This is a genomic window from Pseudocitrobacter faecalis, from assembly GCF_965231525.1.
Taxonomy (GTDB): domain Bacteria; phylum Pseudomonadota; class Gammaproteobacteria; order Enterobacterales; family Enterobacteriaceae; genus Pseudocitrobacter; species Pseudocitrobacter faecalis.
Map to the genome: position 1 here is coordinate 2398826 of NZ_CBDDNJ010000002.1, position 15150 is coordinate 2413975.

General features: G+C 55.3%; 13 protein-coding genes. 3 read left to right on the forward strand and 10 right to left on the reverse strand.

What is annotated here, in order from left to right; translation table 11 throughout:
* Positions 1–142: 142 nt before the first annotated feature.
* Both rpmF and yceD read right to left on the reverse strand, forming a co-directional pair.
* Complete coding sequence (gene rpmF, locus ACOXYR_RS12090; RefSeq protein WP_002440227.1) at positions 143–316, reverse strand: 50S ribosomal protein L32; 174 nt, start codon at positions 314–316, stop codon at positions 143–145.
* A 16-nt stretch (positions 317–332) separates the two neighbouring features.
* Positions 333–854 carry a 23S rRNA accumulation protein YceD gene (gene yceD, locus ACOXYR_RS12095; RefSeq protein WP_108475735.1) on the reverse strand — a complete coding sequence of 174 codons (522 nt, stop codon included), beginning with the start codon at positions 852–854 and terminating at the stop codon, positions 333–335.
* 142 nt (positions 855–996) lie between these two features.
* On the opposite strand from yceD, the gene ACOXYR_RS12100 reads away from it, so the two are divergent.
* Positions 997–1581 (forward strand): Maf family protein, encoded by a 585-nt coding sequence (locus tag ACOXYR_RS12100; RefSeq protein WP_113858603.1) that lies wholly within the window; start codon positions 997–999, stop codon positions 1579–1581.
* 44 nt (positions 1582–1625) lie between these two features.
* On the opposite strand, the gene rluC is transcribed toward ACOXYR_RS12100, so the two are convergent.
* A complete protein-coding gene (gene rluC, locus ACOXYR_RS12105) occupies positions 1626–2585 on the reverse strand; it encodes a 23S rRNA pseudouridine(955/2504/2580) synthase RluC (protein WP_108475737.1) in 960 nt (319 codons plus the stop codon).
* Positions 2586–3303: 718 nt separating this feature from the next.
* Here rluC and rne point away from each other — a divergent pair.
* Positions 3304–6507 carry a ribonuclease E gene (rne, locus tag ACOXYR_RS12110; protein ID WP_421355231.1) on the forward strand — a complete coding sequence of 1068 codons (3204 nt, stop codon included), beginning with the start codon at positions 3304–3306 and terminating at the stop codon, positions 6505–6507.
* A 42-nt stretch (positions 6508–6549) separates the two neighbouring features.
* Here the strand turns inward: rne and ACOXYR_RS12115 are convergent, their stop codons facing one another.
* Positions 6550–7482, reverse strand: coding sequence for a LysR family transcriptional regulator (locus tag ACOXYR_RS12115; RefSeq protein ID WP_421355232.1), 933 nt, complete (start codon positions 7480–7482; stop codon positions 6550–6552).
* Positions 7483–7588: 106 nt separating this feature from the next.
* On the opposite strand from ACOXYR_RS12115, the gene ACOXYR_RS12120 reads away from it, so the two are divergent.
* Positions 7589–8791 carry an MFS transporter gene (locus tag ACOXYR_RS12120; RefSeq protein ID WP_421355233.1) on the forward strand — a complete coding sequence of 401 codons (1203 nt, stop codon included), beginning with the start codon at positions 7589–7591 and terminating at the stop codon, positions 8789–8791.
* A gap of 40 nt (positions 8792–8831) precedes the next feature.
* On the opposite strand, the gene flgL is transcribed toward ACOXYR_RS12120, so the two are convergent.
* The 6 genes from flgL to flgG form a co-directional block, all read right to left on the reverse strand.
* Positions 8832–9767 carry a flagellar hook-associated protein FlgL gene (gene flgL / locus ACOXYR_RS12125; protein WP_421355234.1) on the reverse strand — a complete coding sequence of 312 codons (936 nt, stop codon included), beginning with the start codon at positions 9765–9767 and terminating at the stop codon, positions 8832–8834.
* A gap of 15 nt (positions 9768–9782) precedes the next feature.
* A complete protein-coding gene (gene flgK, locus ACOXYR_RS12130; RefSeq protein ID WP_108475743.1) occupies positions 9783–11423 on the reverse strand; it encodes a flagellar hook-associated protein FlgK in 1641 nt (546 codons plus the stop codon).
* A 73-nt stretch (positions 11424–11496) separates the two neighbouring features.
* On the reverse strand, positions 11497–12444 hold the full coding sequence (flgJ, locus tag ACOXYR_RS12135; RefSeq protein ID WP_421355235.1) for a flagellar assembly peptidoglycan hydrolase FlgJ: 948 nt from the start codon (positions 12442–12444) through the stop codon (positions 11497–11499).
* Positions 12444–13541, reverse strand: a complete 1098-nt coding sequence (locus tag ACOXYR_RS12140) for a flagellar basal body P-ring protein FlgI (protein ID WP_350436043.1) — start codon at positions 13539–13541, stop codon at positions 12444–12446. The genes flgJ and ACOXYR_RS12140 overlap by 1 nt, the downstream gene beginning before the upstream one ends.
* Positions 13542–13552: 11 nt before the next feature.
* On the reverse strand, positions 13553–14251 hold the full coding sequence (gene flgH / locus ACOXYR_RS12145; protein ID WP_108475785.1) for a flagellar basal body L-ring protein FlgH: 699 nt from the start codon (positions 14249–14251) through the stop codon (positions 13553–13555).
* A gap of 110 nt (positions 14252–14361) precedes the next feature.
* Positions 14362–15144 (reverse strand): flagellar basal-body rod protein FlgG, encoded by a 783-nt coding sequence (flgG, locus tag ACOXYR_RS12150; protein WP_015964871.1) that lies wholly within the window; start codon positions 15142–15144, stop codon positions 14362–14364.
* Between the last annotated feature and the right edge of the window lie 6 nt (positions 15145–15150).

The following is a 15150-nucleotide window of genomic DNA, read 5'->3' on the forward strand; positions in this document are numbered from 1 at the left end:
TCACCACGCTTGAACTCGTCGTCTTTCACGCTACAGGGGCGTTGGCTGCGTTCGTTCACTCCAATCGCATAGTCATCTATGCTCAGGAGGTTCTCTCGCTTGCCGCCTTCCTGCAACGCGAAATCCTTAGAGTATCGCGTGATTACTTAGCGATAACCTTGCGACCGCGGTAGAAACCGTCGGCAGTGATGTGGTGACGCAGGTGGGATTCACCAGAAGTCTTGTCTACAGACAGGCTGGTAACTGCAGTCAGCGCGTCATGGGAACGACGCATGCCACGTTTGGAACGGGTTGGTTTGTTTTGTTGTACGGCCATGGACCTTACTCCTCAATTACTTACGCTTTAAGCTGGCTAATACGGCAAATGGGTTTGGTTTCTGCGCCTCTTCAGGCAATTCACCAAAGACCATGTCCGCCTCGGACACTTCACAGTGTTCAGAATCATGCACCGGAACCACCGGCAAGGCGAGGATGATTTCATCTTCAACCACCGCCAGCAGATCGATTTCACCGAATTCGTTAACCTCAATCGGCTCATACGCTTCCGGGAGTGCTTCAACCTGATCATTATTTTTGACCGGGCTGAAACAATACGTTGTGTAAACCTGGTGAGTAAACGGTTTCCCGCAACGCTGACATTCCAGCGATACCGTCACCTTCGCATCACCGGTCAGAACCGCGAGGCGTTGGTTATCGATAGCGAAGGACATCTCGCATTCTACATCACTGTCTACACTGACTACGGACGCGGCGACACGCTCCGCTTGATCGGGGGTATAGATACCCTGGTAATCAAGGCGTTTTTGAGCCGTACGAACCGGGTCGAGAGTCAGGGGTAATTTTACCTTTTGCATAGGGCGCGCATATTAACTTTGTAACGTCATAGAGTCAAAGAAAAAGGCAGCCTCAGGTTGCCTTTTGCCAATAATTCGCACACATTGCGGCGTGTAGTTTAAAATGTCGCAATCTAATTCGCCAGAGTTTACCTAAAAAATTATGCCTGAACTTATTTTAGCCTCCACATCGCCTTATCGCCGCCTGCTGTTAGAGAAACTCGGTATCCCTTTCACCTGCGCCGCGCCCGAGGTCGATGAAATTCCCCTCCCCGCCGAAACCCCGCGCCATCTGGTGCTGCGTCTGGCGCAGGCGAAAGCGCAGGCGCTGGCTGAACGTTTTCCGCATCATCTGATTATTGGTTCTGACCAGGTTTGCGTGTTGGATGGCGAAATAACCGGCAAACCGCATACGGAAGAAAATGCGCGTAAACAATTAAAGAAAGCCAGTGGCAATATTGTGACTTTTTATACGGGCCTGGCGCTTTATAATTCTGTTAATGGCCAGTTACAAACTGAATGCGAACCTTTTGATGTCCATTTTCGTCATCTGACTGAGCAAGAAATAAACCATTATGTGCAAAAAGAGAGTCCGCTGAATTGCGCAGGCAGTTTTAAAAGCGAGGGATTAGGCATCGCGCTGTTTGAACGTCTCGAAGGTCGCGATCCAAACACGCTGGTGGGGCTGCCGCTGATTGCACTGTGCCAGATGCTGCGCCGGGAAGGGTTTAATCCGTTAAGTAGATAGAGTGTACATACTGACAAGAAGGGCAGCCTGAGGCTGCCCTTCTTTTATTTGATAGTACGTAACACCTGCAAACAGCGCTTCAGGGCGTTATCCATTGGCGCTTCTACGCGCATCACTTCGCCCGTGCCTGGGTGAGTGAATTTCAGCGCCGCCGCATGCAGGAACAGGCGCTTAAGCCCGGTCCCCGCTTCGGTAAGTTGCTGATCGAATTCGCGGTCACCATAGCGATCGTCAAAGGCAATCGGATGTCCCGCATGAAGAGTATGCACACGGATCTGGTGCGTACGCCCCGTCACCGGGCTACAGCGCACCAGGGTGGCAAACGCATAGCGCTCTTCGACTTTAAAACGCGTTTCAGACGGTTTGCCTTCCTGGCTCACGCGTACAATACGCTCACCGCTTTGCAGAATATTTTTCAGCAATGGCGCCTGCACCGCTTTAACGTGCGACTGCCACTGACCGCGCACGAGGGCCAGATAATCTTTCTGCATCCCTTTTTCACGCAGTTGTTCATGCAGCGAACGCAGCGCAGAGCGCTTTTTCGCCACCAGCAGCACGCCTGATGTATCACGGTCAAGACGGTGCACCAATTCCAGGAAGCGCGCTTCCGGGCGCAGCGCGCGCAGGCCTTCAATCACGCCGAAGCTCAAACCGCTGCCACCGTGTACTGCCGTACCGGATGGCTTATTCAGCACCAGAATATGTTCATCTTCATAAAGGATAACGTCGCTCAGCGCGGCCACCTTTTGCAGATGCGGTGAAACGGCGTCTTCTTCGCGTTCCGCAACGCGCACTGGCGGGATACGCACTTCATCGCCCGCCTCCAGTTTGTACTCGGGTTTGATGCGTTTTTTGTTCACCCGCACTTCACCCTTACGCAGGATGCGGTAAATCATACTCTTCGGCACGCCCTTCAGTTGGGTGCGCAAAAAGTTATCAATTCGTTGCCCGGCTTCATCAGCGCTAATGGCAACCATTTTTACGGTTGGAGTCTCAGTTTTCATGGTGGGCGATTCTAAATATCCCTGCTCAATAGCGCCACTCATTTTTCTGTGCTTATACTCTTCATAGTTCGAATAGATTTTTATCATTACCCTGACTCAGGGTCTTCTTCACTGAATGCGTTGATTGTTATTAGAGCAATCTCAACGAGCAAGTGAAAAAACTGTGATTAACCGGGTGATAAAAGGTGAAAGTCAACTTGCTATAACAAGGTTAGCAAGGAATAATGAAGACGTTTTCCGTGTTCATCTTGTTAGTGCAAGGAATTAAACGGAATGACCAGTTTTGTCTGTCCGATCATCCACGCAGCAATGGCGTAAGACGTATTGATCTTTCAGACAGTTAGCGGGCTGCGGGTTGCAGTCCTTACCGGTAGATACTTTACTGGATTTCACTCAACAGAATGACGGCAAGCCGGGCGTCCCCGGAAGCTTACCTAAGTCAAAGCAACTGGGGTAAGCAGGCGAAGCCACGCGTCTGTTGAGAGAATGACGATGAGTATAAATGGAATCTTCTCTGGAGAGTTATCCCAGGCTGTTCCCCTGATAATTGCGCTGTGTTTCCGTTTGAAATACAGGCGACCGACACTCTGCGCCTCTTAAGCGAGCGACAACCGTGAGGTTGGCGACGTGAACAGTCACGAGGCCATCGGTTTACCCCGGAAAGGTATCACTCTGCTCGCAGCTTAGTCGTCAATGTAAGAATAATGAGTAAGTTACGATGAAAAGAATGTTAATCAACGCAACTCAGCAGGAAGAGTTGCGTGTCGCCCTCGTTGATGGGCAGCGTCTGTATGATCTGGATATTGAAAGCCCAGGCCATGAACAGAAAAAAGCGAACATCTACAAAGGCAAAATTACCCGTATTGAACCGAGTCTTGAAGCAGCGTTTGTTGACTACGGCGCTGAACGTCACGGTTTCCTCCCTCTCAAAGAAATTGCCCGCGAATACTTCCCCGCTAACTACAGCGCACATGGCCGTCCGAATATCAAAGACGTGCTGCGTGAAGGTCAGGAAGTGATTGTCCAGATCGATAAAGAAGAACGCGGCAATAAAGGCGCTGCGCTGACAACCTTTATCAGCCTGGCGGGCAGTTATCTGGTGCTGATGCCGAACAACCCGCGTGCGGGCGGTATCTCTCGCCGTATCGAAGGCGACGATCGCACTGAATTGAAAGAAGCGCTGGCAAGCCTTGAACTGCCGGATGGCATGGGGCTTATCGTTCGCACCGCAGGCGTTGGCAAATCTGCCGAAGCATTGCAGTGGGATTTAAGCTTCCGCCTGAAACACTGGGAAGCCATCAAAAAAGCCGCTGAAAGCCGCCCTGCGCCGTTCCTGATTCACCAGGAAAGCAACGTCATTGTGCGTGCCTTCCGCGACTATCTGCGTCAGGACATCGGTGAAATCCTCATCGACAACCCGAAAGTGCTGGAGCTGGCTCGCCAGCATATCTCCGCGCTGGGTCGTCCGGATTTCAGCAGCAAAATCAAACTGTACACCGGTGAAATCCCGCTGTTCAGCCATTACCAAATCGAATCGCAGATTGAATCCGCATTCCAGCGCGAAGTGCGTCTGCCTTCCGGTGGTTCTATCGTTATCGATAGCACCGAAGCCCTGACCGCCATCGACATCAACTCCGCGCGTGCAACCCGCGGCGGCGATATCGAAGAAACCGCGTTCAACACTAACCTTGAAGCCGCTGATGAAATTGCCCGCCAGTTGCGCCTGCGCGACCTCGGCGGTCTGATTGTTATCGACTTCATCGATATGACGCCGGTACGCCACCAGCGCGCGGTAGAAAACCGCCTGCGCGAAGCGGTACGCCAGGATCGTGCGCGTATCCAAATCAGCCACATCTCACGCTTTGGCCTGCTGGAAATGTCGCGTCAGCGTCTTAGCCCGTCACTGGGTGAATCCAGCCATCACGTCTGCCCGCGCTGCTCCGGTACCGGCACCGTGCGTGACAACGAATCCATGGCTCTCTCGATCCTGCGTTTGATTGAAGAAGAAGCGCTGAAAGAGAACACCAAAGAAGTACACGCCATCGTCCCTGTGCCAATTGCGTCTTACCTGCTGAACGAAAAACGTGCCGCGGTAAGCGCCATTGAAAGCCGTCAGGGTGGCGACGTTCGCTGCATTATCGTGCCGAACGATCAGATGGAAACGCCGCACTATCATGTACTGCGCGTTCGTAAAGGCGAAGAGACCTCGACCCTGAGCTATCTGCTGCCGAAACTGCACGAAGAAGAGATGGCGCTGCCGTCTGAAGATGAACCTGCTGAACGTAAACTGCCTGAGCAACCTGCTCTCGCGACCTTTGTGATGCCAGACGTTCCGCCGGAACCGACAACGGCAAAACCGGCAGTCTCCGCGCCGACCGCAGCCAAAACAGCCGCTGCGCCTGCCGCGCCTGGCCTGGTGTCTCGCTTCTTCAGCGCCCTGAAAAACCTGTTCGGTGGTAGCGAAGAGAAAGTCGTTGAGCCGCAGCCTGAGAAGAAAGAAGAGAAACCTGCTCGCCAGCAGGAGCGTCGCAAGCCGCGTCAAAACAATCGTCGCGATCGTAATGACCGCAACGACCGAGGCGATCGTGGCGACCGCAACGAACGTCGTGATAACAATCGTGGCGATAACGAAGGACGCGAAGCCCGCGAACTACGTGAAGGCCGCGAGGGTCGTGAGGACAACCGCCGCAACCGTCGCGAAAAACCGCAGCAAAATGCGGAAACGCGCGACAACCGTCAGCAGAACATCGCGGACGATGGCGAGAAAGCAAAATCCCGTGACGAGCAGCAGCCGCGCCGTGAACGTAATCGTCGTCGCAACAACGATGAAAAACGTCAGGCACAGCAGGAAGCCAAATCACAAGTTCGTGACGAAATCGTTGCAGAGGACAATGCACAGGAAGAGCGCGTGCAGACTATGCCGCGTCGTAAGCAACGCCAGCTGACGCAAAAAATCCGCATTGAAACCGCGGAAGAGACGGCAGCGCGCGAAACCTTCGAAGACGATATTCCGCAGGAAACGTCCGCACCGCGTACCGAGCTGGCAAAAGTCGATCTGCCTGCCGTCGTTGAAAGTGCGCCGGTTCAGGCCGAGCACGACGACAACGGAGAATCACGTGACTCAGCGGGTATGCCGCGTCGTTCACGCCGTTCCCCGCGTCATCTGCGCGTGAGCGGTCAGCGTCGTCGTCGCTATCGTGACGAGCGTTATCCGACCCAGTCTCCGATGCCGCTGACCGTCGCGTGCGCATCGCCGGAGCTGGCGTCAGGTAAAGTGTGGATCCGTTATCCGGTAACCCGTCCGCAGGATCAGGTGGTTGAAGAGCAACGCGAACAGGATGTTGTCGTTCAGGAAACCGTAGAGCAGGTTGTTGCGCCAGTTGCAGCGATTGCACCTGTGGTTGCCGAAGCGCCAGTAGCAGCGGTTGAAACCGTTGAACCCGTTGCCGCAGCGCAGCCAGTTGCTGAGATCGTTGAACCGGCAGTTGAAACCACTCATCCGGAAGTGATTGAAGCGCCGGTAACTGAACAACCGCAAATCATCGCCGAAGAAGACGCTGTGGTTGCGCAGGAAGTGGTTGAAGAAGTGCAGCCTGCCGCAGTTGAGCCGGAAGCGCCGGTTGCAGAAGTGGTTGCTGAAACCGCTGCACCGGTAGAAGCGCAAGTGGTCGAAGAAGCACCGGTTGCCGTCGCCGAGCCAGAAGTGGTGGCAGAGCCTGTTGTCGAAACTGCACCTGCTGCGGCACATCACGCCAGCGCGCCGATGACTCGCGCACCGGCTCCGGCTTATGTGCCAGAAGCGCCGCGCCAAAGCGACTGGGTTCGCCCGGCGTTCGGCTTTGACGGTAAAGGTGCTGCGGGTGGCCACAGCGCAACCCATCAGGCCTCTGCGGCGCCGACGCGTCCGCAGCCTGTTGAGTAACCGACACGCTGAAAACCAAACCGGCCCAAGTGGCCGGTTTTTTTATGCTTTTCCCGGCAGTTGCATCCCGGCAATTTTTGGCATCACTTCGCGCATCAAATCGAGAAACTTACGCAACCGTGTTGGATAATAACGCGCCCACGGATAGACCAGATGAACAGGCAGCGCGGCCACCTGCCACTCCGGTAACAGTTCAACCAGCCTACCCTGTGCCAGATCCTCTTCCACCGTCCAGGTTGATACAATAGCGATCCCCAGCCCCGCCAGCGCGGCATTTTTCGCGACGTAGAGACTGTCCGTACTCAGACGCGGCACCAGTGAAAACGTCACACTCTCCTCCTGACGATGCAGCGTGACGTCATGCTGATAGAAGGTACTGATCGCAATCCATGGCAATGCCGACATCATCCTGGGATGGGTAATTTCGGGGAACTTTGCTAACAGTTCAGGAGAAGCCACCGTACAGCGTGGGACTTCAGCCAGCAGCACAGATACGGTGGCCGGGTCAACTTCCGTCCCAACGCGGATCGCGCAATCAATATTGTCACTGATAAAGTCGACGTTTTTATCATTGAGCATCCATTCGACCGACAGCTGTGGATGTTCGGCCAGAAAACCAATCAGTGGCATCAATAGCTGCTCCTGGCCAAACGCATGCGGCGCACGCACCCGCAACGTACCAACGGGCTGATCGTCCGTAAGCTGTAATTCATCCTCCAGCGCCAGCCAGGCATCCACCACCTGTCGCGCATGTTGGTAACAGCGCTCGCCATCGTCAGTGAGTTTCATCGCATGCGTGGAGCGCAGAATTAATTTCGCCCCCAACAGTGACTCCAGCGATTGCAAACGACGGCTGATGGTCGCCTGGGTGGTTTCAAGCTGACGCGCCGCCGCCGATAGCGAACCCGATTCGACAATGCGAATAAACGTTCGCATCAGCTCAACTCTGTCTATACGCTCCTGCTTCTTCATCATCCACTTACCTATACGTCAAACGTATAACTGTTTTACCACTACGCTGGCTACCGTGCCAGCACGCTTCAGGGAAAAATAGCGCCATACCGTATCTGAGGAACATCTGATGAAAACACACGTTAATCCGGGCTGGCTTATCTTTATCCTTGCGTTAGGCGCAGGCTTCAGCGTTGCCGCCATCTACTATGCCCAGCCGCTGCTGCCGTTGATGGGCAATACTTTGCATCTGAGTGTTGAAGGCATGGGGCTCATCCCCACGCTCACTCAGGCGGGCTACGCGCTGGGAATCCTATTTCTGCTGCCGCTCGGCGACCGCTACGATCGTCGTACGCTAATCCTGTTAAAAAGCGGCATGCTGGCAGCCCTTCTGCTGCTGTGCAGCGTGACGCAGCATTTTCATCCACTGCTGGTTGTCAGCCTGCTGATCGGTATGGCGGCAACGATGGCGCAGGATATTGTGCCTGCCGCCGCTATCCTCGCCCCTGCCGGGAAGCAAGGGAAAATGGTCGGCATAGTGATGACGGGGTTGTTACTGGGAATTTTGCTGTCGCGCACCGTGAGCGGCGTGATTGGTGAACTCTTTGGCTGGCGAGTGGTGTATCAGGCTGCTGCGGTCAGTATTGCGCTGATTGGCGTGCTGATGTGGCGCGTACTGCCACGCTTTACCGCGCACTCCAGTCTGAGCTATCCGGCATTAATGGCGTCACTGGTGCATCTGTGGCAGCGTTATCCCACATTACGCCGCGCCGCGCTGGCACAAGGTTTGCTTTCAATTGCGTTTAGCGCATTCTGGTCAACGCTCGCGGTCATGCTGCTGGAACATCATCATATGGGCAGCGCCGTCGCGGGTGGTTTTGGGATTGCGGGTGCGGCGGGCGCGCTTGCCGCGCCGCTGGCCGGTGGGCTGGCAGATAAAGTAGGTGCGGAGAAAGTCACGCAGTTGGGTGCAGCACTGGTCACTGTTTCCTTTGCACTGATGTTTATTCTGCCCGTTTTGCCACCGATGACCCAACTGGCGATAATCGCCCTCTCCGCCATCGGCTTCGACCTGGGCCTGCAATCAAGCCTGGTTGCGCACCAGAACCTGGTTTATAGCCTGGAACCTCAGGCGCGGGGTCGCCTGAACGCACTGCTGTTTACCGTAGTCTTTATTGGCATGGCGCTGGGGTCAGTTCTGGGTAGTCAGCTGTATGCGCTGGCCGGCTGGGAAGGGGTTGTCGGGCTGGCGACGCTTGCAGGTGCCTGCGCATGGGGTGTTCGTTGGGTGGAAACCCGTCGTCTGCGCCGTACCGCGTTGCAAACTGCATAGTCACGCTTACAGGCCGGATAGCCGTATCCGGCCTGTAACATTATTTATTCAACTGAAACAGCGACATTCCCTGCATATCACTAAACGCTTTATACGATGCCTGTAGCGCCGTTTGCTGCATCACGTAGTTAGAGATGGTCTCATTCCAGTCCACATCCACCAGGTTACTCATCTGCTGCGTCTGGCTCAACGCGCGGTCATCGCCCAGCGCGTCGAGTTTATCCAGCTCATTAAGCTGTGTACCCAGCTCAGCACGCACGCTCAGCACATTGTTGAGCGAGTTGCTTAGCCCACGGTTGGTTTTGTCGATAGCGGCGCTGGCAAGAGTCTGCGCGTCTTCGTCATCGCTTACAGGCGTATTGAGCGCGGCAATGGCGCTGTCCAGCATCGCAAACAGATTACTGTCCGTGTCCGGCTTCGCATTACTGGTCAGGCTATCAAAGATTTTATCGCCCGTATGGCCAATCACCATTGAACGTGAAGCGTCAACCTGCTGCGCGACATTCGCCGATCCGCCGACGTACGTACCGCCATCAGTAAACGGTGCCGTATCGGTTTTATATCCGGCAAAGATATAGCGCCCGTTTCCGTCCTGGCTGTTCGCCAGATTGAGAAGCTGATCGCGGATCCCTTGCAGGTCGGTCGCCAGCGAGGCCCGGTCGTCATCGCTTAATGTGCCGTTCCCGGCGTAAACGATTTTTTCCTGCGCCGATTGAATCGCAGTCGTCACCTGCGCCAGCGTATTTTCTTCCATCGACACTCGCTGAGTAGCGAATGTCCTGGCGGTAGCAAACTGGCTGTTTTGCGCCTGAGCCTGCGAAAGCACTACCGCTTGTGAGGCCGCTACCGGGTCATCGGATGCGCGGTTCACACGCTTTCCGGTCGACATTTGTTCACCGTATTTCAGCCATTCTGACTGGGAGCTGGTGATCCCGCGCATATTCTGCTGATACATCATCAGGGTACTGACACGCATGCGTTATTCCTCTCCTTAGCGAATATTAATCAGAGCATCAAACAGCGTGCTTGCCGTTTGCAGCACCTGGGCATTCGCCAGATAGTACTGCTGGAAGAGCTGCAGGTTGCCGTACTCTTCATCCAGGTTTACGCCGGAAATAGATTGTTGCTGTTTACTGAGCTGAGTGACGACGTTGCTTTGCGTGGTGCTGCTGGTCTCAAGCGTTGAGGTTTTATTGCCGATATCACTGACCAGCGCCGCATACGCGTCGTTGAAGGTTTTCGAATTTCCCACCAGCTTCGCGTTTTGCAAATCGAGCAATGCCTGGCCATTACGGTTATCGCTCTCGCCATTTTCCGCGTCATCAATACCCAGCGCGAGCTCTGATTCATCACTGATCGCCACGCTCATGTTCACGATCGCATCGCTGACCGGCTTGACGGTAAAGCTGTCGTTCTCGGCCGGCGTGCCGCTCACCGTGACGGAGAGCCCGTCAAAGTTTAATGCGCCATCCTTCTGTTCCGCTTTCACTGTGGTGTTGTCGGAAAGACGCGTCACCTGCCATTCACCGTTTTTATAGCTCACGCGATAATCCGTGGCTTGCACGCTGGAGGCATCGGTCACGTCCGCCGTCAGCGACGCCTTACCGCTATTTTTACTGTTCGCCACTACGGACGGATTACCAATCGTGAAGAAGTCCTTCCCCTCTTTTCCGTTCGCATCCACACCCTCTTTGTGCTGGGCGTTAAACGCATCCGCAAAGGCCAGTGCCATTTGGTTAAGGCTATTGCGAGTCTGGTCGAGATCCTGCGAGCGGAAGGTCAACAAGCCGCCAAGCGAGCCCGTGTTAAGCAGTTTTTCCGGGATTTCAATATTTCCCGCAACGTTATCAACATACGCCACGGTGGTGCGCGTTGGGTCGCTGCTGCTCGGCACAGCCGCCAACTGGCGTGCATTACTGCCCTGCACCAGCGTATAGCCATTCGCCATGGTGACGTTGAACGTTCCGCTATCCTGCACGTTTACTTCTACGCCCACCAATTTGTTGAGCTCGCTGACTAACTGATCGCGCTGATCCAGCAAATCGTTCGGTGACGCGCCCGCGCCGACGCCGGTCAGGCGAGAGATTTTATCATTCAGGCTGGCAATCTGATTCGCGTAGTTGTTGATTTGATCAACGGTGGTAGCGATAGAAAGATTCACCTGCTTATCCTGGTCGCGGAGATACTGATCGGCGACTTTAAACTGATTGACCAGACCATCCGCTTTACCCAAAACGGTCTGACGCGCGGCGGGATCTTCAGCGTTGCTCACCAGCGTTTGCATGCTGGAGAAGAAATCCTGAAGCGTGGTGGAAAGGGAGTTTGTGGTGCCGGAAAGCATATCGTCGATTTTCGACATCTGCTCATAACGCGTGGTCAACCCGCTGCTCTGACTCTGCGCCGTACGCAGCTGGTTGGTAATGAATGCATTGTATTCGCGCTGAACGCCAGAAACGTAGACGCCATTGCCGACCCAGCCTCCCGCACCTAATGTACTGTTCGCCGAAGCGAGCACCGTGGTCTGGCGGGTATAGCCCGAGACGTTGTAGCTGGCAATATTATTACTGGTGGTATTCAGTGCCGACTGTGCCGCACTCAATCCACTCATGGCGCTATTGATTAAACTGGACATGTTCTTCCTTTTGTACGTTCAGACGCGTGGCCTTTAATCGTTATCGGTCACCATCTGGCAAACTTGAGGTGTATCAGAAGAGATTTTCAATATCATTTCGGTACGCGCTGCTGACTTTGTCGCTTAAGGATTTAAGCTGTTGAATCATATTGGTTAACTTGCGCGCGTACTGGGGATCGGTGGCGTAGCCGGCATTCTGCAACGCCTGCGCGCCCTGCTCAGCCGTCGACGCGTTAGTGACCGCCGCATAGCGCGGATTGCGTGTCAGCAAGCCAACGTAATCTGACAACGCTTCCAGATACGAACCGTAGACACGGAATTTCGCTTTCACCTTTTTTGCTTCACCGTTTTCAAATTCGGTGGTGGTGATTTCCGTCACCGGCCCTTTCCAGTTGCCAGAGGCTTTCACGCCAAAAAGGTTATAGCTGGGCTCGCCATTTTCACGGCGAATTTGCCGCTGGCCCCACCCCGACTCCAGCGCGGCCTGCGCCAGAATCAGATGGTGTGGAATACCGCTCTGCTCGCTCGCCACCTGCGCCGGAAGCGCCAGTTTCGCGAGGAAATCTTTACTGTTTCCTGAGAGTGGCGCATCGCTGCCGCCAGATGTTTTCGGCAGTGCCTTGCGCACCATCTGAGTCAGCGCATCGTTCTGATAACGGGTGATGGTCTGCGGATCGAATTTCATCGGTACCTGACCCGCCGTGGCGGACGGCTCCTTCTGGGTCTGCATCTGCTTCACCATCTCTTCCGCCAGCCCCAGCCCTTTCCCGGCGGTCATCTGCTGGGCAATTTGCTGATCGTACATGCTGGTGTAGAGCCGGGTCTGGTCGCTGCTGAAAAGGCCATCTTTCGGCAGCGCCTCGCGCATACTCTTCAACATCATCTGCACGAACATGCCCTCCACCTGACGGGCGACAGGCCGCAGGTTAGCCTGCGGATCCTGTCCGGCTTTTGCCTTGAGTTCGTTAAGCGATTGCGCATCCCACGCCGCGCTGGCAGTCAACTTGCTGTCGCCCAGCATCAGACGATCTCCACTTTCGCACGCAGACACCCGGCGCTTTGCATCGATTGCAGAATCGACATCAGCTCCATCGGCGTCGCCCCCAGCGCGTTCAGGGCGCGCACCACATTATTCAGATTGGCGCTCTCGCGCACGCTTTGCAGCGAACCACCGCTCTGACGCAGATCGATCTGCGTTTGCGGTGTTACCACCGTCTGGCCGCCGCCAAATGGCGTATCCGGCTGGCTAACCTGCGCCTGACGGTTCACGGTGACGGACAGATTACCCTGCGCCACGGCACAGGTATCCAGCGTCACTTCGCGGTTCATCACCACCGAACCGGTACGCGAGTTAATAATCACCTTCGCATCCTGCGGTACGCCACCCACTTCCAGATTCTGGATTTCCGCCAGCAAACGCACCTGACTGCTACCGCCCTGCGGTGCACGAACCTGCACGGTACGCGCATCCAGCGCGGTGGCGTTGCCAAATCCGCTGCGGCGGTTAATGGTGTCAGCAATCTGCTGCGCCATGGTGAAATCATCCTGGTTCAGCTGAAGGTTAATGGTATTCCCCGCGCCAAACTGCGTTGGCAACTCGCGTTCAATGGTGGCCCCGCCGGTAATGCGCCCGCCGTTAAGCTGGTTAACCTGTACGCTGCTGCCGCCCGCCGATGCGCCCGCGCCCCCCACCAGAATGTTACCCTGCGCCAGGGCATACACCTGGCTATCAACCCCTTTCAGCGGCGTCATCAGCAGTGTGCCGCCGCGCAAGCTCTTGGCGTTCCCCATAGAAGATACCACCACGTCGATAGTTTGCCCCTGACGCGCAAACGCCGGGAACTGGGCGGTGACCATCACTGCCGCCACGTTTTTCAACTGCATGTTCGTGCCTGCCGGAACGGTGATCCCCAGTTGCGACAGCATGTTGTTCAGGCTCTGGGTGGTGAACGGCGTCTGGGTGGTCTGATCGCCCGTACCGTCCAGCCCGACCACCAGGCCATAGCCAATGAGGGAGTTTTCCCTGACGCCCTGTACGCTGGTGAGATCGCGAATGCGGTCAGCCTGCGCCAGAGTACTCACCAAAACCAGCGTTACGCTAATCAGGGTTTTAAACATAATCCACCTCATTACATCGGCGATAAATTCAGGAAGAAACGCTGCAACCAGCCCATATTCTGTGCTTCGTTGATGTAGCCGTTACCCACGTATTCGATTCGCGCATCCGCCACCTGGGTGGACGGTACGGTATTGCTGCCGCTGATGGTGCGCGGGTTAACCACGCCCGAGAAGCGGATAAATTCGGTGCCCTGATTGATGGCAATCTGTTTTTCCCCCACCACGTGGAGGTTGCCGTTCGCCAGAACCTGATCGACGGTGACGGTCAATGTACCGCTAAAAGTGTTGCTGGCATTGGCGCCGCCTTTGCCGTTAAAGGTGTTACCGCCGGAGGCGTCAACATCCGCACGGGCATTGCCAAAAAGCCCCTGCAGATAGCGCGGCACCACATCAAAACCGAAGTTGGTTTTGCCATCGCGGCTGGCATTGGCCGATGAACTCTTGCTGGCGCTGACGTTTTCCTGAAGCACGATAGTGAGCGTATCGCCAATATTGCGCGGGCGTCGGTCTTCAAACAGTGGCTGATAACCGTAGTTAATCGGCTGCGCGGTCTGGAATATTGAGCCATTCGCTACCGGCACCGGGCCGGGGATCGGCTGCGCCGAGGTTGCGCCTTCTACCAGCGGCTTGCTGGGAATGAAGGCGCATCCGGTCATAGAGAGCGCCAGTGCCGTTAAAAGTGGATAACGAAACGCTGCGGTTTTTTGCATGGTTTTCATCTTTTGGTTTGCGCCGGATGCGCTGCGCTTATCCGGCCTACGAACGTATGAACTCTGTAGGTCGGATAAGCGCAGCGCATCCGACAAATCCGGCACCACCGTTACAGCTGGGTCAATTTCTGCAACATCTGGTCGGTGGTCGATACCGCTTTACTGTTAATTTCGTAGGCGCGCTGTACCTGAATCATATTGACCAGTTCTTCCGCCACGTTAACGTTAGAGGTCTCGACATATCCCTGATAGAGCAGCCCCGCGCCGTTTAACCCCGGGGTGGAATCATTCGGCGCACCGGAAGCCTGCGTCTCGACGTACAGGTTTTCGCCAATACTTTCCAGCCCGCTGTCGTTCATAAAGGTCGTCAGGTTAAGCTGCCCCACCTGCACCGGGTTGGTCTGCCCCTGCTGGGTCGCGCTGACAATGCCATCGCGGCCAATGGTGATGCTCAGCGTATTCGCCGGAATGGTGATCGCTGGCTGTACCTGAAAACCGCCCGCCGTCACCAGTTGACCGTTTTGATCGACCTGGAATGAACCATCGCGGGTATACGCAGACGTACCATCCGGCAGCAGCACCTGGAAGAAGCCCTGGCCTTTAATCGCCACGTCTTTGCTGTTATCGGTCTGCGACAGGTTGCCCTGGCTGTGCAGACGTTCGGTGGCAACCGGACGCACACCGGTACCAATCTGCAAACCAGACGGCAGCGTGGTCTGCTCTGAAGATTGCGCCCCCGGCTGACGAACCGTTTGATAAAGAAGATCTTCAAACACCGCGCGTTGACGCTTAAAACCATTGGTACTGACGTTCGCCAGGTTGTTGGCGATAACGTCCATATTGGTCTGCTGCGCGTCGAGGCCGGTTTTGGCGATCCATAATGAACTGATCATGATTTT